At 69.3% G+C, this 24004-nt stretch carries 28 protein-coding genes; 14 read left to right on the forward strand and 14 right to left on the reverse strand.

Going from position 1 to position 24004, the window contains the following annotated elements; genetic code table 11:
* Positions 1–59 precede the first annotated feature (59 nt).
* From AC4D12_RS00075 to AC4D12_RS00085, 3 genes are all read left to right on the forward strand, one after another.
* Positions 60–1529, forward strand: coding sequence for an arabinose isomerase (locus AC4D12_RS00075; protein ID WP_490947751.1), 1470 nt, complete (start codon positions 60–62; stop codon positions 1527–1529).
* A 77-nt stretch (positions 1530–1606) separates the two neighbouring features.
* Positions 1607–4099 (forward strand): BNR repeat-containing protein, encoded by a 2493-nt coding sequence (locus tag AC4D12_RS00080; protein WP_490947752.1) that lies wholly within the window; start codon positions 1607–1609, stop codon positions 4097–4099.
* A complete protein-coding gene (locus tag AC4D12_RS00085; protein WP_490947753.1) occupies positions 4099–4425 on the forward strand; it encodes an L-rhamnose mutarotase in 327 nt (108 codons plus the stop codon). The genes AC4D12_RS00080 and AC4D12_RS00085 overlap by 1 nt, the downstream gene beginning before the upstream one ends.
* Positions 4426–4503: 78 nt before the next feature.
* Here the strand turns inward: AC4D12_RS00085 and AC4D12_RS00090 are convergent, their stop codons facing one another.
* From AC4D12_RS00090 to AC4D12_RS00105, 4 genes are all read right to left on the reverse strand, one after another.
* Complete coding sequence (locus AC4D12_RS00090) at positions 4504–4770, reverse strand: Txe/YoeB family addiction module toxin (RefSeq protein ID WP_490947754.1); 267 nt, start codon at positions 4768–4770, stop codon at positions 4504–4506.
* A complete protein-coding gene (locus tag AC4D12_RS00095; RefSeq protein ID WP_490947755.1) occupies positions 4767–5015 on the reverse strand; it encodes a type II toxin-antitoxin system Phd/YefM family antitoxin in 249 nt (82 codons plus the stop codon). Before AC4D12_RS00095 ends, AC4D12_RS00090 begins: the two co-directional genes overlap by 4 nt.
* Positions 5016–5165: 150 nt before the next feature.
* Positions 5166–6023, reverse strand: a complete 858-nt coding sequence (locus AC4D12_RS00100; protein WP_490947756.1) for an NAD(P)H-binding protein — start codon at positions 6021–6023, stop codon at positions 5166–5168.
* A gap of 124 nt (positions 6024–6147) precedes the next feature.
* A complete protein-coding gene (locus AC4D12_RS00105; protein WP_490947757.1) occupies positions 6148–6747 on the reverse strand; it encodes a glycosyl-4,4'-diaponeurosporenoate acyltransferase CrtO family protein in 600 nt (199 codons plus the stop codon).
* A gap of 107 nt (positions 6748–6854) precedes the next feature.
* On the opposite strand from AC4D12_RS00105, the gene AC4D12_RS00110 reads away from it, so the two are divergent.
* The 5 genes from AC4D12_RS00110 to AC4D12_RS00130 all read left to right on the forward strand — a co-directional run bounded on the left by AC4D12_RS00110 (position 6855) and on the right by AC4D12_RS00130 (position 10245).
* Positions 6855–7184, forward strand: a complete 330-nt coding sequence (locus tag AC4D12_RS00110) for a PadR family transcriptional regulator (RefSeq protein WP_490947758.1) — start codon at positions 6855–6857, stop codon at positions 7182–7184.
* On the forward strand, positions 7181–7546 hold the full coding sequence (locus AC4D12_RS00115) for a DUF1048 domain-containing protein (RefSeq protein WP_490947759.1): 366 nt from the start codon (positions 7181–7183) through the stop codon (positions 7544–7546). The genes AC4D12_RS00110 and AC4D12_RS00115 overlap by 4 nt, the downstream gene beginning before the upstream one ends.
* A gap of 141 nt (positions 7547–7687) precedes the next feature.
* Complete coding sequence (locus tag AC4D12_RS00120; RefSeq protein WP_490947760.1) at positions 7688–8263, forward strand: dihydrofolate reductase family protein; 576 nt, start codon at positions 7688–7690, stop codon at positions 8261–8263.
* Between the two features lie 464 nt (positions 8264–8727).
* Positions 8728–9390: a nicotinamide riboside transporter PnuC gene (pnuC, locus tag AC4D12_RS00125; RefSeq protein ID WP_490947761.1), complete on the forward strand. Its 663-nt coding sequence runs from the start codon at positions 8728–8730 to the stop codon at positions 9388–9390.
* A 120-nt stretch (positions 9391–9510) separates the two neighbouring features.
* A complete protein-coding gene (locus tag AC4D12_RS00130; RefSeq protein WP_490947762.1) occupies positions 9511–10245 on the forward strand; it encodes an NUDIX hydrolase in 735 nt (244 codons plus the stop codon).
* Between the two features lie 4 nt (positions 10246–10249).
* On the opposite strand, the gene AC4D12_RS00135 is transcribed toward AC4D12_RS00130, so the two are convergent.
* Both AC4D12_RS00135 and AC4D12_RS00140 read right to left on the reverse strand, forming a co-directional pair.
* On the reverse strand, positions 10250–10375 hold the full coding sequence (locus AC4D12_RS00135) for an SDR family oxidoreductase (RefSeq protein WP_490948747.1): 126 nt from the start codon (positions 10373–10375) through the stop codon (positions 10250–10252).
* Positions 10376–10387: 12 nt separating this feature from the next.
* Positions 10388–10963: a MarR family winged helix-turn-helix transcriptional regulator gene (locus AC4D12_RS00140; RefSeq protein WP_490947763.1), complete on the reverse strand. Its 576-nt coding sequence runs from the start codon at positions 10961–10963 to the stop codon at positions 10388–10390.
* 103 nt (positions 10964–11066) lie between these two features.
* Here AC4D12_RS00140 and AC4D12_RS00145 point away from each other — a divergent pair, with 103 nt between their 5' ends.
* Both AC4D12_RS00145 and AC4D12_RS00150 read left to right on the forward strand, forming a co-directional pair.
* Positions 11067–11393, forward strand: a complete 327-nt coding sequence (locus tag AC4D12_RS00145; protein WP_490947764.1) for a nuclear transport factor 2 family protein — start codon at positions 11067–11069, stop codon at positions 11391–11393.
* Entirely contained in the window at positions 11390–12238 is an 849-nt protein-coding gene (locus AC4D12_RS00150; protein WP_490947765.1) for an SDR family oxidoreductase, read from the forward strand. Before AC4D12_RS00145 ends, AC4D12_RS00150 begins: the two co-directional genes overlap by 4 nt.
* Before the next feature lie 6 nt (positions 12239–12244).
* Here AC4D12_RS00150 and AC4D12_RS00155 read toward each other — a convergent pair whose 3' ends face one another.
* From AC4D12_RS00155 to AC4D12_RS00180, 6 genes are all read right to left on the reverse strand, one after another.
* Complete coding sequence (locus tag AC4D12_RS00155; RefSeq protein ID WP_490947766.1) at positions 12245–13075, reverse strand: HpcH/HpaI aldolase family protein; 831 nt, start codon at positions 13073–13075, stop codon at positions 12245–12247.
* A complete protein-coding gene (gene hpaH / locus AC4D12_RS00160; RefSeq protein ID WP_490947767.1) occupies positions 13060–13845 on the reverse strand; it encodes a 2-oxo-hept-4-ene-1,7-dioate hydratase in 786 nt (261 codons plus the stop codon). Before hpaH ends, AC4D12_RS00155 begins: the two co-directional genes overlap by 16 nt.
* Before the next feature lie 61 nt (positions 13846–13906).
* Entirely contained in the window at positions 13907–15001 is a 1095-nt protein-coding gene (gene hpaD, locus AC4D12_RS00165; RefSeq protein WP_490947768.1) for a 3,4-dihydroxyphenylacetate 2,3-dioxygenase, read from the reverse strand.
* A gap of 3 nt (positions 15002–15004) precedes the next feature.
* Complete coding sequence (gene hpaE, locus AC4D12_RS00170; protein ID WP_490947769.1) at positions 15005–16543, reverse strand: 5-carboxymethyl-2-hydroxymuconate semialdehyde dehydrogenase; 1539 nt, start codon at positions 16541–16543, stop codon at positions 15005–15007.
* Between the two features lie 7 nt (positions 16544–16550).
* Complete coding sequence (locus tag AC4D12_RS00175; RefSeq protein WP_490947770.1) at positions 16551–17279, reverse strand: GntR family transcriptional regulator; 729 nt, start codon at positions 17277–17279, stop codon at positions 16551–16553.
* On the reverse strand, positions 17272–18723 hold the full coding sequence (locus tag AC4D12_RS00180) for a fumarylacetoacetate hydrolase family protein (RefSeq protein ID WP_490947771.1): 1452 nt from the start codon (positions 18721–18723) through the stop codon (positions 17272–17274). The genes AC4D12_RS00175 and AC4D12_RS00180 overlap by 8 nt, the downstream gene beginning before the upstream one ends.
* 235 nt (positions 18724–18958) lie before the next feature.
* Between AC4D12_RS00180 and AC4D12_RS00185 the strand changes: the two genes are divergently transcribed.
* The 3 genes from AC4D12_RS00185 (at position 18959) to paaK (ending at position 22600) form a co-directional block, all read left to right on the forward strand.
* Positions 18959–19180, forward strand: coding sequence for a hypothetical protein (locus AC4D12_RS00185; protein WP_490947772.1), 222 nt, complete (start codon positions 18959–18961; stop codon positions 19178–19180).
* Positions 19181–19336: 156 nt separating this feature from the next.
* The gene (locus AC4D12_RS00190) at positions 19337–21247 is read left to right on the forward strand and encodes an FAD-binding monooxygenase (RefSeq protein WP_490948748.1); all 1911 of its coding nucleotides are present in this window, start codon (positions 19337–19339) and stop codon (positions 21245–21247) included.
* A gap of 21 nt (positions 21248–21268) precedes the next feature.
* Entirely contained in the window at positions 21269–22600 is a 1332-nt protein-coding gene (paaK, locus tag AC4D12_RS00195; RefSeq protein WP_490947773.1) for a phenylacetate--CoA ligase PaaK, read from the forward strand.
* Between the two features lie 71 nt (positions 22601–22671).
* Here the strand turns inward: paaK and AC4D12_RS00200 are convergent, their stop codons facing one another.
* Both AC4D12_RS00200 and AC4D12_RS00205 read right to left on the reverse strand, forming a co-directional pair.
* A complete protein-coding gene (locus tag AC4D12_RS00200; RefSeq protein ID WP_490947774.1) occupies positions 22672–23079 on the reverse strand; it encodes a DUF302 domain-containing protein in 408 nt (135 codons plus the stop codon).
* Positions 23080–23220: 141 nt separating this feature from the next.
* Positions 23221–23478: a metal-sensitive transcriptional regulator gene (locus AC4D12_RS00205; RefSeq protein WP_490947775.1), complete on the reverse strand. Its 258-nt coding sequence runs from the start codon at positions 23476–23478 to the stop codon at positions 23221–23223.
* A gap of 172 nt (positions 23479–23650) precedes the next feature.
* Between AC4D12_RS00205 and AC4D12_RS00210 the strand changes: the two genes are divergently transcribed.
* The gene (locus AC4D12_RS00210; RefSeq protein WP_490947776.1) at positions 23651–23992 is read left to right on the forward strand and encodes a rhodanese-like domain-containing protein; all 342 of its coding nucleotides are present in this window, start codon (positions 23651–23653) and stop codon (positions 23990–23992) included.
* Positions 23993–24004 lie beyond the last annotated feature (12 nt).

A 24004-nucleotide genomic window follows, 5' to 3' on the forward strand; every position in this document is an offset into this window, starting at 1 on the left:
ATGGTGAGCGCCCCGCCCGCACCACGTCCCTTCCACCCCTTCCCCCCCCCGGAGTGCAGATGACCGTTCAGCCTGACGCCGCAGCGCAGCCGCGCGTCCTCACCGACCTGATCGAGCCGGTCCGCCGCAGGCCCACGCGCCTCGGTCTGGTCTCGGGAGGGCTCGGCGCGTACTGGCCGCAGTTCCCCGACCTCCTCCCGCAGCTGCAGGAGTCGGCGCGCTACGTCACGGCCCGGTTCAACGAGCTCGACGCCGAGGTCACCGACGTCGGCTTCGTCTCGGACGCGCGGGAGGCCGCCCTCGCGGCAGAGCAGCTGCGGAAGGCCGACTGCGACCTGATCGTCATCTTCCTCACCACCTACCTGACGTCCTCGATGGTCCTGCCGATCGCGCAGCGCGCGCAGACGCCGGTCCTCGTGATCGACCTCCAGCCCACCGAGGCCATGGACCACGCGAACTTCGACACCGGGAAGTGGCTGGCCTACTGCGGCCAGTGCCCGGTGCCGGAGGTGGCGAACGTGTTCAAGCGCGCGGGCATCCCCTTCCGGTCCGTCTCCGGCCACCTGAAGCAGGAATCGGCGTGGCAGCGCATCAACCAGTGGGTGCACGCTGCCGGTGTGCGCGGCAGGCTGCGGCACGCACGCCACGGCGTGATGGGCCACGTGTACCCGGGCATGCTCGACGTCTCCACCGATCTCACCACCGTCTCGACGACGTTCGGCTCGCACGTGGAGGTGCTCGAGTTCGACGACCTCCGCGAGTTCGTCGCGGAGGTCACCGAGGAGCAGGTGCGCGAGCGCGTGGCACTGGCCCGGAACCTGTTCACCGTGGACGGCTCCGTGATCGACGAGGACTTCGTGTGGGGCGCGAAGGTCTCCGTGGGGCTCGACCGCCTCGTGACGGAGTTCGACCTCGACTCGCTCGCCTACTACCACCGCGGGCTCGCGGGGGAGCAGCACGAGCGGCTCGGTGCCGGCATGATCCTCGGCGCCTCGATCCTGACGGCTCGCGGCGTCCCCATGGCCGGCGAGTACGAGCTGCGCACCTCCATCGCCATGCTCGCCGCTCAGGCCATGGGCGCAGGCGGCTCCTTCACGGAGATCCAGGCACTCAACTTCTTCGACAACGTGGTGGAGATGGGCCACGACGGTCCGGCACACCTCGCGGTGAGCGCCGCCGACCCCTTACTGCGCGGCCTCGGCGTCTACCACGGCAAGCGCGGCTGGGGCGTCTCGGTGGAGTTCGACGTCCGCCACGGGCCCGTCACCACCTTCGGGATCGGCCAGGACCCCGACGGTTCCTATGTCTTCATCACCTCGGAGGGCACGGTGGTGCCGGGTCCGCTCCTCGCGATCGGCAACACGACCTCACGCGTGGACTTCGGCGGCGATCCGGGCGTGTGGGTGGACGAGTGGAGCCAGACCGGCATCGGCCACCACTGGGCCCTCTGCGTGGGCCATCGCGCAGCCGACGTGAAGGCGGCGGCCTCCCTCCTCGGCGTGGAGCACCGGCACGTCTCCCTCACCTGATCCTCAGCAGACCCCCGGAACACTCCCGGTGGTAGCCCCGCACGAACAGCCACGACGACGTGGCGGAACGGAGTCCCATGTCCCAGTCGATCACCACCAGGAGCAGGGCGCGCCGGGCGACGGCGTGGCTCGCCACGGCCGTTCTCGGCGCCGGGGCGCTCGCGGTGTCCGCGCCGCCGTCGTCCGCCGAGGTCACCGCGGCTGAGGGCGTCTCCTTCACCGACGACTTCCAGCGGCCCGACGGCGCGGTGGGCAACGGCTGGACCGCGCGCGGCACCTGGGGGATCAGCAACGGAACGCTCGTCAACACCGGGGGTCCGCAGAACAACACGCTCACGCAGAGTGGCGTGGACCTCGGCTCCACCTATGAGCTCGACGCCGACGTCACCCTGAAACCGCTCTCCGGCGACGGCCGTGAGTGGGTGGGTCTGACCGGGAACGTGCAGCAGAACGCCGACGGCACGCAGAACTACTACCTGCTGCGCGTCTCGGCGTCGTCGACCAACGGTACCCAGGCCGCACGCTGGCAGGTGCTGCGTCTGCAGAACTCGACGTCGATCGTCGGTGGGACCACCGTTGCCGGCGGCACCATGCCGGACGTCCGGCCGGGCTCACGCGTGCAGCTCGGGCTGGATCGCCTGCCGGGCAACCAGCTGGGCGTCTCGGTCACCAACGCCGCCGGCGCCGTCGTCGTCGACCAGGACGTGCCCCTGCCGCAGGATGCCACGCGCGTGGGCGGCAAGGCCGGCCTGTACTCCAACACCGGCAACCTGGTGGGGCACTCCTTCTCCGTCTCGACGTCCTCGCCCCCCGTCTTCCCACCCGGCCCGCTGCAGTGCGCGGTCCCCGGCGAGGCGTACCCCTTCCCGGAGCAGAGCCAGCAGGTGCTCGATTCGAGCGAGCTCGGGATCTCCTGGGCGGGAATGGTGGTGGTGCAGGACCTCCTGACGCGCGGTGACCGGCAGTACGTCGGGTTCTACGACGCCGACCGGACCATGGTGATCGCATCACGCACGCTCGGCGAGGAGATCGGCGACGAATCGGAGTGGCAGTACCAGGCGCTACCGACGAGGATCGCCTGGGACAGCCACAACTACATCTCGCTCGGTCTGGACCGCGACGGGACGCTGCACGTCAGCGGCAACATGCACAACGTGCCGCTCATCTACTTCAGGACCGCTCCCGGCGGCGACATCTCCACGCTCACCCGCGTGACAACCATGATCAGCGCCGGCACGGAGAACTCCGTCACCTACCCCGAGTTCGTGAACCGGAAGGACGGCTCGCTCGTCTTCAGCTACCGCAACGGTGGCAGCGGCAGCGGGGTCACCTACTTCAACGTCTACGACGAAGCCACGGGTGCCTGGGAGCGGCTGATCGACCAGCCGCTGTTCAACGGCAACGGCTCCGCGGGCAATCCGACGGGCACGTGGAACTCCTACTTCCAGGGCCCCACCCTCGGGCCGGACGGGTTGTTCCACCTGCTCTGGGTATGGCGCGACACCCCGGACGCTGCGACCAACAGCATGCTCACGTACGCCAAGAGCGAGGACCTCGTCTCCTGGACGGACGCCGCCGGCAACCCGCTCGCCACCCCGTTCACGTACGGCGCGGGCGACGTCGTCGATCCCGTTCCGGACTACGCGGGCCTGCTCAACGGCAACGCGAAGATCGGGTTCGACGCCGAGGACAACGTGCTCATCACCTACCACAAGTACGACGACGACGGCGCGTCGCAGGTGTACGCGGCCCGCCCGTCCGCTGCCTCGGGCGGCGAGGACTGGGACATCAGCCAGATCAGCGACTGGGACGGGCGGTGGCAGTTCGGTGGGAACGGCACGCTGATCTTCGAGGTGGTCATGCAGGGTTCCAGCGTGCTGCCCAACGGTGACGTGCGTGTGGACTTCGGCTGCTTCGGGGCGAAGACCAGCATCGTCATCGACGATCAGCTGAAGCCGATCACGCAGGTGCCCACGCCCACGCTGCCTAGCGAGGTGTCGACGGTCCGCTCCGCCTACCCGGGGATGCAGGTCAACGTGATGAAGGATCGAGGTGACATCGGTGGCACGGCCACGGAGCGCGGGAGGTACGTGCTCCGCTGGGAGAGCCTCGGCGAGAACCGGGACCTCCCGCGCAGCGAGTGGCCCACGGAGGGCAGCACCCTCGAGGTGGTACTCCTCGGGGAACCGCGGCCCGATCCGCCGACGGACACGGAGACCGCGCCGCCCGCGGGCGGCGACCTGACGCACGAGCGGCTCGCGGTGCGCGGACCTGCGGACGACGACTACGCGCTCACCGTCACCGTGGCCGACGGTCCCCGAGCGGCGTCGATCGCGCTGTACGAGGACGGGGTGCTCGTCGAGGAGCAGGCGCAGGACCTCACCACCGTGGGGGCACAGCAGGCGCGCTTCCTGGTCGTCGACAAGCCGAACGGCACCTACCGGTACACCGCCGTCCTCACGAACTCGCAGGGTTCCGTGACCGCCACCGAGTTCGTCCTGAAGGTCAAGCACAGCGGTAAGCAGGCCGGGAAGTCCGGATACACCGGCACGATGGGTGTGGGTAGCTGATGGAACGCGCGTGCTTCCAGCTGCAGGTGCGGCCCGAACGCATTCCCGAGTACCGCGCCCGCCATGCGGCGATCTGGCCGGACATGGCGCGGGCGCTCAAGGACACCGGGTGGCACAACTACTCGCTGTTCCTCCGGCCCGACGGCCTGCTGATCGGCTACGTGGAGTGCGAGGACTTCGCCGCCTCGCAGGCGGCCATGGCCGCCACGGAGGTCAACGCCCGGTGGCAGGCGGACATGGCACCGTTCTTCGTCGCACTCGAGGGCCGGCCGGACGAAGGCTTCGTGCGCCTGGATGAGGTGTTCCACCTGGAGGACCAGCTCTAGCGGTCCAGCCGGCGCGTTCCACGCGCGACAACGGAAGCTACTCACCTTGCCGGTCGCGGGATGACGACCACGGTGATGTCAGTAGTGATACCTGGCCTGGAGGAGGATCACCGTGTGATCGTCCGCGGTGTACACGAGACGATTGACCTCGTCGATACGTCGTGACCATGTTCCGGCGAGTACGTGTTTGAGAGGCTCGGGTTTGCCGATCCCCTCGAAGGGGTCTCCCCTTCGGATGTCTTCGATCAGCGTGTTGATCCTCCGGAGCGTCTTGCGGTCCTGGCTCTGCCAGTAGAGGTAGTCCTCCCATGCCTCATCGACCCAGAGGAGTCGGCGCGAGGTCACGGCTCGGTCAGGTCGTGATCAGAGGTCGCATCGGTTCGGGCAGATGTGAGTGCGGCAAGCAGGCGCCGAGCGTTCTCCGGGGAGCGGAGCAGGTAGCTCGTCTCGACCAGTGCATCGTATTCGTCCTTCGACATGAGCACGGCTGCTCCTCGCCGGGACATGATCTCCACTTCGGTGTGGTCCAGATTCACCTGCTCAATGAGGCCGAACAGGTCGCGCCGTGCCTCGGATGCCGTGATTGCCATGATGTTCCTCCTAGTTGTACTGGATACGGTACCAGTCGTGGGCGGCGCTGCATCCCCCGATCTCGGACGTCAGCGCTTGGATCGACGCCGCGAGAAGGAGCGGTCGACGGCGTCGAGCGCTGTCGTCGATCCGACGTTGCCCCCGCGTTCCTACTCCGCGAGCAGCGCCGCCACGTACTCCTTCAGCGGCGTCGTCGGGCGCCCGATGATCCGGCTGAGCGTGCCGTCGCTGTCCGAGAGGCACCCGGCCGCGATGTTGGCGTCGAGCGCGGCGACGAAGCCGGCGGTGTCGGCGTCGAGCCCTGCCTCGGTGAGGGCGGTCACGTGCTCCTCCGTGCTCAGCTGCGTGACCGTCACGTCACGGCCGGCCACCGCTGCGACGGTGGACGCCAGCTCCTCGACGTCCCAGGGGGCGTCACCGCCGAGCTCGAGGATCTCGCCGGCGTACTCGTCGGAGAGCAGGACGACCGCGGCGGCCTCCGCGTAGTCGACGCGGGAAGCACTCGCCACTTTGCCCGCGCCGGAGCTGGCGACGATCCGGCCCTCCGAGGCCGCGCGGCGGATGGTGTCGGCGTAGTTCTCCGTGTACCAGTTGTTGCGCAGCACAGTGTAGGTCAGCCCCGAACCCTGCAGCAGCCCTTCGGTGGCGGCGTGCTCGGGGGCGAGCACGAGGTCCGTCGACGTCGCGCGGGGTGCGCTGGTGTATAGGAGTTCGGCGCCGACCTTGCGTGTCGCGTCGATCACGGCCTTGTGCTGCACCGAGCGCTGACCCACCTCGTTGCCCGAGATCAGCAGCACCTTGTCCGCGCCGGCAACGGCGTCGTCGATGGTGGACGGGTCCGCGTAGTCCACCCGCGCGGTGCGGACGCCGCGTGCGGCCAGGTCGGCGAGTGCCTGCTCGTTGCGGCCGCCGGCCGTGATGGTGGACGGGTCCACCCCGCGTGCCAGCAGCTGCTCGATGACGAGACGGCCGAGCTGTCCGGTCGCTCCGGTGATGACGATGTTCATGGGTCCTCCTGGTGGTGCATCGGATACTGCGTCTCGATGGTGCCTGCAGGCGACAACCGCGTGCACCTGCGAACCCTTCCCGCGAATGGCACCCGACACCGCTGATGACCCCGGTCCGCGCGGATCAGGGGTTCGCGGTGCGGGCTTCGAGCTCGGCGATGCGATCGATCCTCGAGCGCAGCAGGCGCTGCAGGCCCACGGGGTAGAGATGCAGCGGTATCGCGAGGCCCAGCAGCCAGGCGGCGCTGGTCCACAGCCCCGCGGTGACGGCGAGCACGGCGACGACCATCACGACGGCGATGCAGGCCAGGTGCGCCACCTCGGAGCGGCGCGTGTCGTGGTCGAGAGCGGCGAGGCCCGCGCGGGAGCCGTCGAACGCCCGCTCCGCTTCGATCAGGCGGTTCCAGCCGATCACGGACAGGATGCGGTCGAAGATCCGCACCCCGAGCACCTTGTACACCCGGGGCTCGCAGGCGCGCACGCGGAACCACGACGCCGTCAGGCCACTGCGCGGGACCCCGACGACGGCGGACCACGTCATCAGCACGACATTCGAGACGAGCGAGATGACCGCGCCGCGCTCGCCGGTGACCCTCCAGGCCACCACGAGGCAGGCGGCAGTCACGGCCGTGGACACGACGGCGACCACGACGGCGACGACGGCGGTGCGGCGCGGGGTGGAGCCGGGCGGGGGCAGTGCACTGGATGAGTTGTCGGCGGACACGGAACGAGCCTAACCTCGCCGCTACCTGCTCTTGCTGAGTACCGGAACCTAGTCCTACTATGTAGCGACTACACGGTACTGAGTATCACTCACTAGCTGGGGGGCGCATGAGCAAGCAGATGACCGAGATGCTCAAGGGCACGCTCGAGGGCATGGTCCTGGCCACGTTGTCGGGCAGGGCCGCCTACGGCTACGAGATCACCGGGTGGCTGAGGGAGAAGGGCTTCACGGACATCGCGGAGGGCACCGTCTACGCGTTGCTCATCCGCATCGAGCAACGCGGCCTGGTGGACGTCCGAAAAGCTCCCTCCGAGAAGGGGCCGCCGCGCAAGGTCTACTCGCTCAACGAGCTGGGACAGCAGTACCTCACCGAGTTCTGGAGAACCTGGGACTTCCTCTCCGATCATCTGAACACCCTCAGGAAAGAAGGCGCATGACCATGTGGATCGAGAAGATCGTCGGCGATCTCGCCGCCAAGAAGCAGTACCGCGAGTACAAGGAACGCGTGCGCACCCTGCCCGATGGCTATCGCGAGGCAGCGGGGGCGCTCGAGCGCTATGTCCTGAACCTCGGCCCGAGCTCCGACAGCGACAGCCTCATCGCCATGCTGACGGACCTCGCCGACCTGCTGGAGCAGAGCGTGGCGGCGGGCACCCCCCTTCGCGACGTCGTCGGGGCGGACCCCGCGGACTTCGCCGAATCCTTCATGCAGAACTACGACGGCGGGAGCTGGGTCCGCAGCGAGCGCGATCGCCTGGCGAAGGCGATCGACCGGGCCGAGGAGCAGGGCCGGCCATGAGCGCGCCGTCCGTGGTCGCCCTGGGGACGTACCGATGCAGGACCGGCCGCGCCTGAGGCGCGGTCCCGGGTGCCTGCAGGACTTGTCCGTCGAGCGGTGTTCCTGTAGCTGTGGAGCTTCGGGTCGACGAGAGGATCAGGCATGGCGCGGGAGTTGGTCTGGACGGGTTTCATGTCACTGGACGGTGTTGCCGATTCACCGGGTGACGTCAGTGAGGGGCATCGCAACGGTGGGTGGGTGCTCCGCACCGAGATGCTCCCCGAGGCGTTCTCGCTGAAGGAGGACGAGCTGCAGGAGACCACGGCGCTCATGTTCGGGCGTCGCAGCTACGAGGCGTTCGCCCCGATCTGGCGGGACTCCGAGGACCACGCGGCGTACCGGGATCTTCCCAAGTACGTGGTCTCGACGACGCTCGACGAGGGATCGCTGATCGACGGCTGGGGTGCCACGGAGCTCCTCCGTTCCACGGAGGACGTCGCGGCGCTGAAGCAGAGCGACGGCGGAGCCATCTTCATCCACGGGAGCGCGGAACTGGCGCGCACGCTGTCCGAGGCCGATCTGATCGACCGGTACAACCTGCTGGTCTTCCCGGTGCTCCTGGGTTCGGGGAAGCGGCTCTTCAGCGTGGAGGACAACGACAGCCGGCCCCTACGCCTCCTCGAGTCGGAGACGTACTCCAACGGGGTCATGAAGGTGATCTACGACCTCGTACGGTGACGGCATGGTGACGGCGTCTCGCGTGCGGTGGATCGGCACGCGGTCGTAGATGAGGCCCGGTCGGCGTTGTCACGCCGGCCGGGCCTCAGCCGTTCTCGAGCCCTACGTGTCGTCCTGACCAGGTAGGGCGTCCTTCGCCTTGTCCTTGGCCTGATCCACCTGTTCCGGGTGGTCCTGAGCCGCGTCCTTGGCCTTGTCAGCCATTCCACCGAGATCTGCCATGGATAGCACTCCTTCGATCGGACTGTTGATCCGCGCTGCGATGCTTCCACCGTCGCGGTCTGACGTCCCCATCGTGCGGCATCCCGGCAGTCGGTGGCCAGCGCTCGACGGGGGTTGACAGGCGCCGTGATGGAGGCGGGAGTGAGAGGCGATGAGGAGCGAGCTGCGGAGGAGTCTTCCGCTTCCTTCCTCCCCGCCGTACACTACTCATTGTCACACTGACAAAATATGAGGAGCGGGACATGGATGCAGTGGTCACCTGGATGTCATCACCGGCAGCACAGCTGTTGGGGGCACCCGTCAGCTGGATCGAGGTCATCGGCTTCGTCACCGGTGCAGCGTGTGTCTACGGCGTGGCCCGGCAGAGGATCTGGAACTGGCCGGTGGGGATCGTCAACAACATCGCGTTCATGATCCTGTTCTTCGGCGCGGGGCTCTACGCCGAGACCGTCCTCCAGGCGGTCTTCGCCTCCGTGGCCGTGTACGGGTGGTTCAACTGGGTCCGGGGAGCCAGGGGTACGCAGAGGAGCGGCGACCTGCCCATCAGGGACGCCACGCGTCGCGAGGCGCTGACCGGCGTCGCCGTCGTCGCCCTCGCCACGGTGGGGATCGCCATGATCCTCACGCGCGCCACCGACTCGCAGGTCCCCTGGCCGGACGCCTTCATCCTCGCGGCCTCCCTGCTCGCCACCTACGGTCAGGCGAAGAAGATCTTCCAGCACTGGTACGTCTGGATCGTCGTCGACCTCGTCTCCATCCCGCTGTATTTCTCACGCGGCCTGAACCTCACCGCGCTGTTGTACATCGGCTTCACCGCACTGTGCGTCTACGGGCTCATCGACTGGACCCGGAGCCGCAGGGCCGGGACGGAGACCGCCACCGCGGCCACGCCCGTACCCGCCTGACTGGTGCCCTCATGCCCCGGCGGGGATGATTGACCGGGTGATCCCACAGCGCACCCGCTCTTCCGTCCCCGCTGGGGACGCTCGTGTCCCGCCGGAGCGCGCCCGATGAGCGGTGGCGGGGTGGAGTCTTCCGAGGGCGGGACGACGACCTACCCCTCCGTGGCGCTGACCGTGGATCTCGTCGTCTTCGCCGTCGAGGGCAGCACACTGCACGCCGCCCTGGTGCGACGCGCCGGCCAGCCCTTCGAGGGGGCCCTGGCCCTTCCGGGAGGGTTCGTCGAGCCGCATGAGGACGCGCTGCAGGCCGCGTGGCGGGAGCTCGAGGAGGAGACGGGCCTGGATCTCGGGGCGCACCGTGCCCACGTGGAGCAGCTCGCCACCTTCAGCTCGCCCGCCCGCGATCCGCGCCGCCGCGTGGTGTCGGTGGCGCACCTCGCGCTCCTCGCCACCGACGGCCGGGAACTGCCCGCACTCCGGCCCGGCAGTGACGCCACCGCGGCGCGCTGGCGGCCCGTCCACGACGTTCTCGCCGGGGAGCACCTGGCGTTCGACCACCGGGAGATCCTCGCCGCCGCGCTCGAGCGGCTGGCCGGCAAGATCGAGTACACGCTGGCCGCGGCCAGGCTCGTCCCCGAGGAGTTCGCCCTGTACCAGTTGCGCCACGTCTACGAGGCGGTGTGGAACACCGAGAAGCTGGACCCCGGGAACTTCACCCGGAAGATGAGCACTGCCCTGGCGGACACCGGGAAGAAGGTGGCGCGTTCCAAGGGTGCTCCCGCCGCCGTCTTCAGGGTCGCCAGCGAGTACCTCAGCCCTCCGATGGTCAGGCCTGCGCCCGACCATCGCGCTCCCTGAGACGTCAGGCCGTCCAGCCGGCGTCGATGTTCACCGTGGATCCGGTCATGTAGGCGGCGGCGTCGCTGGCGATCCACGCGACGAGCCCGCCGACGTCGGAGGGCTTGCCGAACCTCTTGAGCGCGGTCAGCCCGGCCGATCGTCAGGAGCTCGACGGCGGCGCGTCGGTGTGGGCCGTGTCCTCGTAGGCCGGGCGGAGGCCCCGCGCACGCATGAGTGCGGCGGACCTGATGGCGTCGTCGACGAAGCGTTCCGTCAGATCGGTGTAACGCCGGATGTCCGAGGGTGACCAATCGTCGAGCACTTCGGAGATCATGCGATCCCCCAGTGCGTAGACGCCGCGGGCGGCCTCCGTTCCTGCGTCGGTCAGGCGAATCAGATTCGCGCGGCGATCGGACGGGTCGGCCGTCCGTTCCACCAGTCCGGCTTCTTCGAGTCGACCCACGATCTTGCTGATGTACGACGCCCCCACGCCGAGTTCGTCCGCGAGCGCGGTCGGCCGCATCGATCCCCAGGCGAGGAGGAGCCGGAGGGTCTGGTGCGAGGGCTGATCCAGCGACTCACCGCTCTTCGCGAGTATCTGGCCCTGCAGCGCAGGCGAGTTCCACAGCAGGATCAGTGCGCTGAGGTTCGCAAGGAGCTTCGACCGGTAGGGAAAGTTCCCGGGGGTAAGAGATTGCGGCTGCTCCACGTCGGGATCCTCGTTCGTCGTCGCCATTCGAGCACTCTATCGGCACCCGTCTGCGCATGCGGATCCAAAGTATTGTCCTACAGGACAGTACTTGATACGGTTGAAGCTCCTTCGACGAGAAAGAGACACCATGCCTGACATCACCCTCCCGACAGCTGTCCGCCGGTTCGTGGCAGCCACGAATGCCCACGACGCCGAGGCGCTCTTCGACGTCTTCGCGCCCGGCGCGACCGTCGTCGACGACGGCACCACCTACGACACCGAGGCAGCGGTGCGTGAGTGGATCACGGTCCACCAGATCGAGCCGATGATCGTCATCACGCCGACCTCCTATGCCGTGGATCGCCTCGTGGCCTCGGTCGACGGCGAGTTCCCCGGAGGCCCGCTCACCTTCTCCTTCACCTTCACCCAGCAGGACGACGCCGTCATCGGTCTGTCGATCGGGCAGGCATCATGACCGCGGGAGGAGGAGCCAACGCAACTCTCCGGTCCCAGCAACGTGAGTCACCCGCGCGGGCGGTGCCCACCACGCGCGATCGACTGGACGGACGCCGTGCGCTCGTCACAGGAGGGACGAAGGGGGCCGGCAGGGCGGTGGTCGCGCGGCTCCGTGAACTCGGTGCGGATGTCTTCGTGACGGCGAGGTCGATCCCCGATGGTGAGGACGTCGTGGACCGGTTCATCAGGGCCGACACCTCGACCGTCATCGGAGCGCAGGACGTTGCCGCACGGCTGGCGGAGGCGGGCGGCGTGGACGTCCTCGTGCACGTCGTGGGTGGTTCGTCGACACCAGCGGGCGGCTTCGCGGTCATCGACGACGAGCAGTGGCTGGCGGAACTCCAGCTCAACCTCCTGGGGGCTGTGCGGCTCGACCGGGCGCTGCTCCCGGCCATGATCCGCGCCGGTTCAGGTGCGGTGGTCCACTTCACCTCGATCCAGAACCGGATGCCCCAGTTCGAGGCATCTCTTGCCTATGCCGCATCGAAAGCCGCGCTCCGTACCTACAGCAAGGGACTCGCGAAGGAGGTCGCGCCTCACGGGATCAGGGTCAACGCGATCAGCCCCGGTGGCATCGAGACGGAAGGCTACGAGCGGCTGGTTGACCGGATCGCCCTGGGCAGCGATCTCGGCCGGGAGGAAGCACGGCAGAGGATCTTCGACTCCCTCGGCGGGGTTCCGCTCGGCCGCTTCGCCAGGCCGGAGGAGGTGGCCGATCTCGCGGCCTTCCTGGTGTCCGATCGGGCATCGTCGATCGTCGGCGCCGAGTACGTCATCGACGGCGGAACGGTGCCCACCATCTGACGTGGCCTAGTAACTCGCCGGGTCGCCGTCGGTCGCTGGACCGGCCGCCGAACCGGCCTCGGACGCGGGCACGTACGCGGCGGCCAACGCCTCCGAGCCCCGCGCGAGGAGCGCGACGTCGGCTCCCACGAGGACGAACCGGGCACCGACGTCCAGGTAGTGCCGCGCCGTGGCCGGGGTGAAGGCGTTGGCCCCGGCCGGTGTCCCGGCACGGGTGGCAGCTGCGAGGCAGTGCTCGACGGCGGCGCGCACGTCGGGGTGTTCCTGCTGGCCGAGAAGGCCCATGGACGCTGCGAGGTCCGAGGGGCCGAGGAAGATCGCGTCCACGCCGTCCACCGCGAGGATGTCATCGACGGCGTCGACGGCGGCGGCGGACTCGATCTGCACCGTCACGCTGATGGTCGACGACGCCGTGGCGAGGTAGTCCGGCACCCTGTTCCAGCGGGCGGCCCGGGCGAGGGCCGAGCCGACGCCGCGCACCCCGAGGGGCGGGTAGCGGGTGGCGGCGACGGCGGCCACGGCATCCGCGGCGGAATTCACCATCGGGATCAGGAGGTTCTGCACCCCGAGGTCCAGGTACTGCTTGATGAGCACGGTGTCATTGACCGGCGGCCGGACGAGCACCTGCACCGGATACCCGTGGACGGCCTGGAGCTGGGCGAGCACGGACTCGAGGCCGTTGGGGCTGTGCTCCGCGTCGATCAGCAGCCAGTCCAACCCGGACCCGGCGCAGAGCTCGGCGACCAGCGGGCTGCCGGAGCACACCCACATCCCCGCGAGCGGACGTCCCGCCGTGGCGAGTGCGGCGGCGAACGTCGGCTCTAGTGGAAGCGGCACGTGACGGCTCCCAGCGGTCCGTAGTCCGCGTGGACGGTATCGCCGCGGTCCACCCAGAGTGGCCGGGTGAAGGAACCCGTCAGGATGATGTCCCCGGCCTTCAGCCCGTCGTCGTGCGCGGCGATCTTGTTCGCGAGCCAGTGCACGCCGGCGGCGGGGTGGTCGAGGACACCGGCCGCGACGCCGGTCTCCTCCACCACCTGGTTCTTGTACAGGATGGCGGCGACCCACCGGAGGTCGACGGCGTCGGGCCTCACCGGCCTGCCGCCCACCACCATGGCGCCCATCGCCGCGTTGTCGGAGATGGTGTCCACGATGGTGCGGCCCTCCATCTCGATCCGCGAATCCAGGATCTCCAGGGCGGGCACCACGTAATCGGTGGCGTTGAGGACGTCGAAGAGGGTGCAACCCGGACCGGTGAGGTCGTCCTTGAGCACGAACGCCAGCTCGACCTCGACCCTCGGTCTCGTGTAGCGCTCCCACTCCACCGAGCAGCCCGTCTGGAACACCATGTCGTCGAAGATGGACCCGTAGTCCGGCTCGGTGATCCCCGTGGCCACCTGCATGGCGCGGCTGGTGAGCCCGATCTTCCGCCCCACGAGCGTGCGGCCGGCGTCCACGTTCCGCTGGCGCCAGAGGCGCTGCACGGCGTAGGAATCCTCCACCGTCATGCCCGGGTGGCGGGCGGTGAGCAGCGGGACCGGCGTCCGCGTGCGGGCGGCGTGGAGGAGCTCGTCGGCGATCTCGCTGATCACGTGCGGCTCGAGCATGGGGATCCTTTCCGGAAGGGGGCGGCGGTACGGTGCGTGTCGGAGCTGTTCCTGGAGTCGTCTAGAGCTGGTTGCCGAGCTTGAAGCCCTCGGCCGGCGCGCCGCCGTCGTCCCTGCGCGTGTAGGAGAACCCGTCCGCACCCACCGTGACCGCCTGCTCGCTGCGGTCCTCGCGCTCCGCCACCGGCTGCGGGTTGCCGTCGAGGTCGAGGACCAGGGAGGCCTCCGAGTACCAGGACGGCACGACGGCGTCGCCCCACCAGTCGCGGCGCTGGTTGTCGTGCACGTCCCAGGTGATGGTCGGGTTGTCGGGGTCGCCCGTGTAGTAGTCCTGGCAGTAGATCTCGATGCGGTGGTCGTCAGGGTCCAGGATGTAGAGGTAGAAGGCGTTCGAGACACCGTGGCGCCCGGGTCCGCGCTCGATGCGGTCGCTGATCCGCAGGGCGCCCATCTTGTCGCAGATCTGGATGATGTTGTGCTTCTCGTGGGTCGCGAAGGCCACGTGATGCATGCGGGGACCGTTGCCGCCGGTGAGGGCGGTGTCGTGCACGGTCTGCTTGCGGTGCATCCACACGGCGTAGGTGACGCCGTCGGAGTCCTGGATGTCCTCGGAGACGCGGAAGCCGAGGTCCTCGAGGTACGCCTGGCCGCGCGGTACGTCCGGGGTCACCTGGTTGAAGTGGTCGAGGCGCACCAGCTCGCCCGCCGAGTAGAGGTCGTAGCGCTGCGTGAGGCGTTCCACGTGATCGACGGCGTGGAAGAACTCGTAGGGGAAGCCCAGGGGGTCCTCCACGCGCACGGAATCGCCCACGCCCTTCGTGAAGCCGCTCGGACGGCGTTCGGTGCGGCAGCCGAGCTCCCGGTAGTAGGCCTCGGCGGCGTCCACGTCCTCGGGCGTCCGCACGCGGTAGGCGAAGGCGGCGACGGCCGCCACGGGTCCCTTCCGCAGCACGAGGTTGTGGTGGATGAACTCCTCGAGGGAGCGCAGGTAGATGGCGTCGTCGTCCTCCTCGGTGACGTGCAGGCCGAGGACGTCCACGTAGAACTGCCGCGAGCGTGCGAGGTCGGTGACGACGATCTCCATGTACGCGCAGCGGACGATGTCGGGCGCGGGGACGGACGGCGTGGGGATGCGGGATGCGGGCGCGTGGGTCACCGGTCAGCCCTCGTTCCGGGCGGAGGCGTCGATGCTGCCGAACTTCGGCGTGTGCACCGTGCCGAGCGTGATGTGCACGGCCTGCTGGTCCGTGTAGAAGTCGATGGAGCGGTAGCCGCCCTCGTGGCCGAGGCCGGAGGCCTTGACCCCACCGAAGGGGGTGCGGAGGTCCCGGACGTTGTGGCTGTTGAGCCAGACCATGCCCGCCTCGACGTCCTGCGAGAACGTGTGGGCCCGGGTGAGGTCCTTCGTCCAGACGTAGGCGGCGAGGCCGTACCGGGTGTTGTTCGCGAGCTGGAGGGCCTCGGCGTCGGTGTCGAAGGGGGTGATGGCGACGACGGGCCCGAAGATCTCCTCCTGGAAGATCCGCGCGTTCGGGAGGACGTCCGCGAAGACCGTGGGGGCGATGTAGTTGCCCTCGGGAAGGTGGTCCGGGCGTCCGCCACCGGCGAGCAGCCGGCCCTCGGTCTTGCCGATCTCCACGTAGGAGGCCACCTTGTCGAAGTGAACGGGGTGGACGAGCGCGCCGACCTCGGTGGCCGCGTCCTGGGGGTCGCCCACGACGATGGCCTTCGCGCGGGCCGCGTACTTCTCACAGAAGTCGTCGTACACGGGACGCTCGACCAGGATCCGGGACCCGGCGGTGCAGCGCTCGCCGTTGAGCGAGAACACCCCGAAGAGCGCGGAGTCGATCGCGGCGTCGAGGTCGGCGTCGGCGAAGACGATGCAGGGTGACTTGCCACCGAGCTCCATGGAGAGCCCCTTGAGGTGCTCGGCGGCGTTCCGGAAGATCGTCCGGCCCGTGGTGGTCTCGCCCGTGAAGGAGATCAGCGGCACGTCGGGGTGCTTCACGAGGGCGTCGCCGGCCTCCTCACCGAGGCCGTTCACGAGGTTGAACACGCCGTCCGGCAGGCCCGCGTCCGTGAAGATCTGCGCCCAGAGGGAGGCGGAGAGCGGCGTGAACTCGGCGGGTTTCAGCACCACGGTGTTGCCGGTGGCCAGGGCGGGCGCGAGTTTCCAGGACTCCAGCATGAAGGGCGTGTTCCAGGGGGTGATGAGCCCGGCCACGCCGATGGGCTTGCGGTTCACGTAGTTGATCTGCGCGCCGGGCACCTTCATGGCGTCGTCGAACTGGGCCACGATGAGGTCCGCGAAGAACCGGAAGTTCTCCGCGGCGCGCAGGGCCTGCCCCTTCGCCTGCGTGATGGGCAGACCGGTGTCGAACGTCTCGAGCTCGGCGAGGCGCGCCTCCTGTGCCTCGACGGCGTCGGCGATGCGGTTGAGCACGCGGGCGCGTTCGCGCGGCTTCATGCGGGGCCAGGGGCCGTTGGTGAAGGCGTCACGGGCCGCGGCCACGGCGGCGTCGACGTCCTCCTTCTGGCCCGCTGCGGCCGTGGCGTAGTTCCGGTTCGAGACCGGGTCGAGCACATCGAAGGTGGCTCCACCGATCGAGTCGACGAAACGGCCACCGATGTAGTGCTGGAGGTGGGACGGCAGGCCGTCGGGGACGAAGTGCTGCGAGGCTGCGCTGGTGGTCGTCATGGTGGTCCTAACGGGGCTCGTGGGCGGGATCGCCGCCGTCGTGATGGGTGGGTTGGGGCGCACCGGCGTGCGCCAGGTAGGCATCGAGGGTGGCGCTGCGGTGCGCGCGGGCCGCCCGTTCGACGTCGTCCGCGCCCGCCCCCGATTCGATGAGGGCGAGCAGCCGCTCGTGTTCCTCCACGGAGTCGGGCGCGCGGTGCGGCACGAAGCGGAAGGTCGACGCGCGCAGCAGCGCGAGGCGGTTCCAGCCGCGCTGCACGAGGTCGAGGATGTGCGGGTTCGGGCAGCGCTCGAAGAGGATCGCGTGGAACTCCCGGTTGAGCTCGGTGAACAGCAGCGGGTCGAAGTCCGCGAGGCTCGCGCGCATCCGCTCGTTGACGGCGCGGGCCCGTGCGATGTCCCCGGGACCCATGAAGGGCGCCGAGAGCGACGTCGCGGCCCCCTCGACGAGGCTGAGCGTCTGCATCGTGTACAGGTACTCCGTGGGGTCGATGCCGGCGACGGTGGCGCCCACGTTCCGCTCGAACGTCACGAGCCCCTCGGCCTCGAGGCGGCGGATGGCCTCGCGGACCGGGACCACGCTGACGCCGAGCTCGTCGGCGATCTTCGAGAGCACCAGCCGGTGCCCGGGAGGATAGGCGCCGTCGATGATCGCGCGCTTCACCGCCGTGTACGCCTGCTGCGACTTGCTGCCCGAGGGCGCGGTGCCCTCTGAGACGTCGGCGAGGTCAGTCATCGGACCGCCAGGCCTCGTACCGGAGCCGCCACTGCGCGTTCAGCGGGTACAGGCCGTCGACGCCGTGCCCGGCCGTCACCATCTCGGCGATGAACGTCTCCTCCCGTTCCTGCGCCAGGGCGTCGTCGGCGACCTCCTCGGCGAGAGCGGGCGGGACCACGAGGATGCCGTCGGCGTCCGCCACGATGATGTCGCCGGGCTGCACGGTGGTGCCGCCGCAGGCGATGGTGACGTCGGTGTCCCAGGGGATGTGGCGCCGGCCGAGCACGGCGGGGTGGGGGTTGGCGTAGTAGGTGGGCATGTCGAGGGCGGTCACCGCGGCGATGTCCCGCACACCGCCGTCGGTGATGACGGCGGCGGCGCCGCGTACCTGTGCGCGGAGGGCGAGGATGTCGCCGATCGTGCCGGTGCCCTTCTCGCCGCGCGCCTCCATGACGAGGATCTCGCCGTCGTTCACCGTGTCGATGGCGCGCTTCTGCGCGTTGAAGCCGCCGCCGTGCGCCGCGAACAGGTCCTCGCGGTTCGGCACGTACCGGAGCGTGCGCGCGAGCCCGACGACGCGGCGGCCCGGCTGCGTGGACGTCAGGCCGTCGATGCTGACGTTGTTCAGGCCGCGCTTGCGCAGCTGCGAGGAGAGCGTCGCCGTCGCGACGCTCTCGAGCTTCCCCCGGAGCTCGGGGGACAGCGCGGGGGACGACGGCGGGAGACCGGCCGCCTCGCGCGACCCGTAGGCCTCCTCCCGCTGCAGGTCGTCGGCCACGGGCCGCGCACCGAACACGGCCAGTGGCTCCGTACCGTCGGTGACGGTGGTGGTCAGCCGTCCGGTCGAGAGAGCGCCCGCGGTGACCTCGACCTCGAGAACGTCACCAGGGACGGCCACGGAGGCACCCGCGGGTGTGCCGGTGAGGATGATGTCGCCGGGTTCGAGCGTGATGAGCTGCGAGAGGTCGGCGACCAGGCGGTCGAAGGGGAAGAGCAGCCCGGCCGTGGTGTCGTCCTGCACGAGGGTGCCGTTGTGCCAGCTGCGCAGGCGCAGCGCGGCGGGGTCCACGGCGTCGGCGGGCAGGAGGGCCGGACCCACCGGCGTGAAGCCGTCGCCGCCCTTGGACCGCAGGTTGGAGCCCTTGTCGGCGTAGCGGAGGTCGTAGACGCCGAGATCGTTGCTCGCGGTGACCCCGCGCACGTGACCCCAGGCGTCCTCGACGGAGACCCTCCGCGCCGTGCTGCCGATGACGATCGCGACCTCGCCCTCGAAGCCCAGCAGCTCGCAGCCGGCGGGGCGTTCGACGTGGGACCCGGAGAGAGCGAGGGAGGACGTCGGCTTCAGGAAGTACGAGGGCTGCTCGGGGGTGCGGCCCCTCTGGGCGGCACGGCTCGGGTAGTTGAGGTGTACCGCGATGACCTTGCGGGCGGCAGTGAGCATGCCGTCGTCAACCTGATCCACCGTTGCTCCTCATCGAGTACGAAATCGTATACGAACAGTAGGCAGGGGCGTTCGGACCCGTCAAGCCGCCCGGTCCCCGCCGCAGTGGCGTCGCTCAGGCTCGTGGCGATGACGTCGTACAGCCGTGCGTCGGGAATGGCACCAATGCGGTCACCGCACGATCTACCACGACGTTTCGGGTTGCTTCACAGGTAGCTGCAGGAAGGTCAGACTGGCAGGCAACAACAGGATGGGAGTGGCCATGAACACGGACGGCTTGGGCGGTATGCGCAGCGAGGTCCTCGAGGACCTCCCGATCAGCGCGGGCATGACGGTGGACCCCTTCCCGACCACCGAGCTCCGCATCGCGGTGGCGACGGCGATCGACAACGGTGAGCCCCTGGCCGTGGTCGCGGCGGCCGCGGACGTCCCGTCGCTGGCGGTCCTGGACGCGCTCGACGCCGTGCGGACACTCTGACCGCTCGCCACCTCGCGGACCGGATGGCCGCGTGCAGGTCGGGCGAATTGAGTACCGTCGTCGCGAGGAGCTAGCATCGCCCTGCACGAGAGAAGTGCGGTGCCCGCTCGCCGGAGCGCCGACGCCTGCGGGACCACGATGAAGTGAGGCACGCCCATTCAGTTCCACCACCACGGTTACACCTCGGGCGATCCCCGGGTCCAACCGGCGGCCGGCGTCGGTGTGGACCGGTCCGCGGACCTGCCGGACGAGGTGGACGTCCTGATCATCGGTACGGGCCCGGCCGGCATGATCACCGCCGCGCAGCTCTCGCAGTTCCCCGGCATCACCACACGCATCGTCGAGCGGCGGTCAGGGCGCCTCCCCATCGGGCAGGCCGACGGCATCCAGGCACGCAGCGTCGAGACGTTCCAGGCGTTCGGCTTCGCGCAGCGCATCACGGACGAGGCCTACCGGATCGTCGAGATGGCGTTCTGGAAGCCCGACCCCGCCGATCCCTCGCGCATCATCCGCACGGCCAGGCCCGCCGACGACCCCGCCGGGATCAGCGAGTTCCCGCACCTGATCGTGAACCAGGCCCGTGTACTGGACTACTTCGCCGAGTTCATGAGGAACGCACCCACCCGGATGGAACCGGATTACGGCCAAGAGTTCGTGGACCTCACCGTGGACGACTCCCAGGAGTACCCGGTGACGGTCACCCTCACGCCCACGGGGGGCGACGGCGCACCGCGCACGGTCCGCGCGAAGTACGTGGTGGGGTCCGACGGCGCCCGGAGCGGGGTGCGCCGGGCCATCGGCTGCACGCTCGCGGGCGACGCCGCCAACCACGCGTGGGGCGTCATGGACGCCGTCGCGGCCACCGACTTCCCGGACATCCGCCGCAAGTGCGCCATCCAGTCCGGCGCGGGCGGCAGCATCCTGTTGATCCCGCGCGAGGGCGGTCACCTGTTCCGCATGTACGTGGACCTCGGCGAGGTGGATCCGGCCGGCAACGGTGCCGTCCGTAACACCACGATCGAGCAGATCATCGCGCAGGCCAACCGCATCCTCAGCCCCTACACGCTCGACGTGCGGAACGTCGCGTGGCACAGCGTCTACGAGGTGGGCCACCGGCTCACGGACAGGTTCGACGACGTCCTGCCGAAGGATCTCGGCACGCGCACCCCGCGCGTGTTCATCACGGGCGACGCCTGCCACACGCACAGCGCCAAGGCCGGCCAGGGCATGAACGTCTCGATGCAGGACGGCTTCAACCTCGGCTGGAAACTGGGGCACGTGCTCGAGGGCCGCAGCCCGGAGGAGCTCCTCGGCACCTACTCGGCGGAGCGGCAGGTGGTCGCGCAGAACCTGATCGACTTCGACCGCGAGTGGTCCACCCTCATGGCGAAGAAGCCGGAGGAGTTCGCGGACCCGTCCGAGCTCGAGGACTTCTACGTGCGCACCATCGAGTTCCCCGCGGGCTTCATGACGCAGTACGCGCCGTCGCTGCTCGTCGGCGAGCCCGTGCACCAGGAGCTGGCCGCGGGCTTCCCGATCGGGCGGCGCTTCAAATCCGCCTCGGTGGTTCGCGTGTGCGACGGCGTCCCCCTCCACCTCGGACACCAGGCGACGGCGGACGGGCGGTGGCGGATCTACGTCTTCGCGGACGGGGCGCAGCCGGGAACGGCCTCGGCGGTCACCGAGCTCGCGGACTGGCTCGACGGCGCGCCCGATTCCCCGGTGGGCGCCACGCCCGCCGACCTCGATCGGGACGCGTGGTTCGACGTGAAGATCGTGTACCAGCAGCACCATGCAGCGGTGGACATCACGCAGGTGCCCCGTACCTTCCTGCCGTCGGTCGGACCGTTCGGGCTGACCGACCACGAGAAGGTCTTCGCGGCCGGCTCCGCCGAGGTCTCGGAGGACATCTTCGACGTCCGGGGGATCACCCGCACCGGCGCCGTCGTCGTCGTCCGTCCGGACCAGTACGTGGCACACGTGCTGCCGCTCACCGAGCCCGCGGCGCTCGGCAGGTTCTTCGCGCCCATCCTGGCGGGCCGCCATGCCCACGCGGGCCGGTCCTGAAGCCGGCTGGAAGGAGTACCGATGACCACCGTGCCACTGCGGGCGACGGCCGCTGATCCGGCGTCCCTCGACGACGAGGAGACGTGGAGCCGCGACCACCTCGAGGCCGTGCAGCTCGAGCGGCTGCAGGCCACGCTCGCGCATGCGTACGCCAACGTGCCGCTGTACCGGCGGAAGTTCGACGACGCCGGCGTGCACCCCTCGGACCTGCGGTCCCTCGAGGATCTGGCGCGGTTCCCCTTCACCACGAAGGAGGACCTCCGCAGCACCTACCCGTTCGGGATGTTCGCCGTGCCGCAGGCGCAGGTCGCGCGCGTGCACGCGTCGTCGGGCACCACGGGCCAGCCCACCGTCGTCGGGTACACCCTCGGGGACCTCGACCGGTGGGCGTCGCTCGTGGCGCGCTCGCTGCGTGCCTCCGGGGTCAAGCCGGGCTGGAAGGTGCACAACGCCTACGGGTACGGCCTGTTCACGGGCGGGCTCGGCGCGCACGCGGGCGCCGAACGGCTCGGCTGCACGGTGATCCCCATCTCGGGAGGGCAGACCGAGCGTCAGGTGCAGCTCATCCGCGACTTCGAGCCGGACGCGATCCTCGCGACGCCCACCTACCTGCTGACCATCCTCGACGCGATGGCGGCTGCGGGGATCGACCCGCGTTCGACGTCCCTCAAGACCGCCGTGCTCGGCGCCGAGCCGTGGACCGAGGGCATGCGCCAGGAGCTCGAGGGCCGCATGGCGTTCGACGCCTGCGACATCTACGGCCTGTCCGAGGTGATGGGGCCGGGCGTCGCGGGGGAGTGCGTGGAATCGAAGGACGGCTCGCACGTCTGGGAGGACCACTTCCGCCCCGAGATCATCGACCCCTTCACCGAGCAGGTACTCGCCGACGGTGCCGCGGGGGAGCTGGTGTTCACGTCCCTCACCAAGGAGGCCCTGCCGATCATCCGCTACCGGACGCACGACCTCACGCGGCTGCTGCCCGGCACGGCGCGGCCGGGCATGCGCAGGATGGAGCGGATCACCGGGCGGAGCGACGACATGGTGATCGTCCGCGGGGTGAACCTGTTCCCCACGCAGGTCGAGGAACTGGCGCTGGCGATCCCGGCGTTGAGCCCACACTTCCAGCTGGAGCTGACCCGGCCGGAGGGCCAGCGCATGGACCAGCTGACCATCCGCGTGGAGCCGCGGGACGGCGTCACGGCCGTCGAGGCGACGGCGGCAGCCGAGGAACTGCGGCACCGCATCAAGACGCACATCGGGACCACGTGCCAGGTCGCGGTGGTCGAGCAGGGCTCACTCGTGCGCTCCAGCGGGAAGCTGAAGCGCATCTACGACCTCCGGCCGCGCTCCTGACTCAGCTCCGGCGGCGCGAGGGGTGACGCGGCGAGCACGTGTGTGGGGCTGCGGAGGTGTCCCGCGGCGGTCTACGCAGAGGCCTGCACGGTCTGGAGCGATGCTCGCAGCCGTTCGTCGGCGTCAGTCGCGATCGCCCGTATGCCGGCGTGGGAGCTGACCTGCAGGAGGGTCAGCGGGTCAACGGCCTCGATGGTGGTGTCGCCTCCCTCGGTGCGAACCACCACGTTGCACGGCAGCAGTGCGCCGAGCGTCGGATCCGCAGCGAGGGCCTTGCTGGCGAGGTAAGGGTTGCAGGCGCCCAAAATCACGTAATCGCCGACAGCATCGCCGGCGTCGGAGCCCAGCTTCTCTGTGAATGTCGCTCTCACATCGATCTCGGTCAGGATGCCGAAGCCCTGCTCGGCGAGTGCGTCACGGACGCGTAGGACGGCCTGAGTGTGGGTCAGGGGAACGGTGATCGAGTGAACGTAGGCCATGCTCGTACTCCTTCGAGGGACATCTGGGGTGTTCATGGATGGCTGATCCGGCACCTCGGACGGAGGTGGTGGAGTCGGCGTCTAGCGGGGGCATGATCAGGTTTGCGCAGCCGATGGGACGGCGCGAGTCGCACGCGCCGGCTAGGCGAGTGACAGGAACAGTCGCTCGAGGTCCTTCTTGTCGAGGAAGCCGTCAGGATCGCGCAGGCACTGCTCGAGTCCACTGGCGATCATCGCGAAGCCGGCTCGGTCGAGTGCCTTTGAGACAGCAGCGAGCTGCGTGACCACGTCCTTGCAGTCGCGGCTGTCCTCGAGCATGCGGACCACTGCGCCGAGTTGACCCTGGGCCCGCTTGAGGCGGTTGAGAATGGGCGTCACGTCCGCGGTATCGAGTTGCATGTACGTCCTCCAGATAGCTTTTGACCTTCACCTTATACCCCGGGGGGTATAAGGTGAAGGTCTGCGTTGCTCGGCAACGCGGTCCCTCCTGCCACGACAACCTGCGGGGCTCTCGCTCGCAAGGGAGGCCTAGGCGCGGCAGAGGATCCCGTCACCAGGAAGCAGGAACAGCATGGGCATGATCGAGCGGATCACCTCCACCTTCCGCCGGCCGTTCACGATCATCGACGTCGCCGAGGCGAAGAGCATGATCGCCGAGGGCGCCGTGGTACTCGATGTACGCAGTGCCGCCGAGTGGCGTACCGGCCGCATCCCCTCGTCGAAGCACCTGCCTCTCGACCGGCTGCAGGCTGGGAGTCCGGGCGTTCGCAAGGATCGTCAGGTGATCGCCGTCTGCCAGTCGGGTATGCGGTCGGCGACGGCCGCTCGTCACTTGGCGAAGAACGGGTACGAGGCGTATTCGCTCAAGGGTGGAATCGCTGCATGGCAACGGGCAGGCGAAGCGCTCCGTTGACACGCGGGGCTC

This window comes from Arthrobacter sp. TJ-266, assembly GCF_058269115.1.

Excerpts from the sequence above, each read along its gene's own strand:
- AC4D12_RS00075 (WP_490947751.1), top strand. The coding sequence starts at position 60 with ATGACCGTTCAGCCTGACGCCGCAGCGCAGCCGCGCGTCCTCACCGAC.
- AC4D12_RS00080 (WP_490947752.1), top strand. The coding sequence starts at position 1,607 with ATGTCCCAGTCGATCACCACCAGGAGCAGGGCGCGCCGGGCGACGGCG.
- AC4D12_RS00085 (WP_490947753.1), top strand. The coding sequence starts at position 4,099 with ATGGAACGCGCGTGCTTCCAGCTGCAGGTGCGGCCCGAACGCATTCCC.
- AC4D12_RS00095 (WP_490947755.1), bottom strand. The coding sequence starts at position 5,015 with ATGGCAATCACGGCATCCGAGGCACGGCGCGACCTGTTCGGCCTCATT.
- AC4D12_RS00100 (WP_490947756.1), bottom strand. The coding sequence starts at position 6,023 with ATGAACATCGTCATCACCGGAGCGACCGGACAGCTCGGCCGTCTCGTC.
- AC4D12_RS00110 (WP_490947758.1), top strand. The coding sequence starts at position 6,855 with ATGAGCAAGCAGATGACCGAGATGCTCAAGGGCACGCTCGAGGGCATG.
- AC4D12_RS00115 (WP_490947759.1), top strand. The coding sequence starts at position 7,181 with ATGACCATGTGGATCGAGAAGATCGTCGGCGATCTCGCCGCCAAGAAG.
- AC4D12_RS00120 (WP_490947760.1), top strand. The coding sequence starts at position 7,688 with ATGGCGCGGGAGTTGGTCTGGACGGGTTTCATGTCACTGGACGGTGTT.
- pnuC (WP_490947761.1), top strand. The coding sequence starts at position 8,728 with ATGGATGCAGTGGTCACCTGGATGTCATCACCGGCAGCACAGCTGTTG.
- AC4D12_RS00140 (WP_490947763.1), bottom strand. The coding sequence starts at position 10,963 with ATGGCGACGACGAACGAGGATCCCGACGTGGAGCAGCCGCAATCTCTT.
- AC4D12_RS00145 (WP_490947764.1), top strand. The coding sequence starts at position 11,067 with ATGCCTGACATCACCCTCCCGACAGCTGTCCGCCGGTTCGTGGCAGCC.
- AC4D12_RS00150 (WP_490947765.1), top strand. The coding sequence starts at position 11,390 with ATGACCGCGGGAGGAGGAGCCAACGCAACTCTCCGGTCCCAGCAACGT.
- hpaH (WP_490947767.1), bottom strand. The coding sequence starts at position 13,845 with ATGCTCGAGCCGCACGTGATCAGCGAGATCGCCGACGAGCTCCTCCAC.
- hpaE (WP_490947769.1), bottom strand. The coding sequence starts at position 16,543 with ATGACGACCACCAGCGCAGCCTCGCAGCACTTCGTCCCCGACGGCCTG.
- AC4D12_RS00175 (WP_490947770.1), bottom strand. The coding sequence starts at position 17,279 with ATGACTGACCTCGCCGACGTCTCAGAGGGCACCGCGCCCTCGGGCAGC.
- paaK (WP_490947773.1), top strand. The coding sequence starts at position 21,269 with ATGACCACCGTGCCACTGCGGGCGACGGCCGCTGATCCGGCGTCCCTC.
- AC4D12_RS00200 (WP_490947774.1), bottom strand. The coding sequence starts at position 23,079 with ATGGCCTACGTTCACTCGATCACCGTTCCCCTGACCCACACTCAGGCC.
- AC4D12_RS00205 (WP_490947775.1), bottom strand. The coding sequence starts at position 23,478 with ATGCAACTCGATACCGCGGACGTGACGCCCATTCTCAACCGCCTCAAG.
- AC4D12_RS00210 (WP_490947776.1), top strand. The coding sequence starts at position 23,651 with ATGGGCATGATCGAGCGGATCACCTCCACCTTCCGCCGGCCGTTCACG.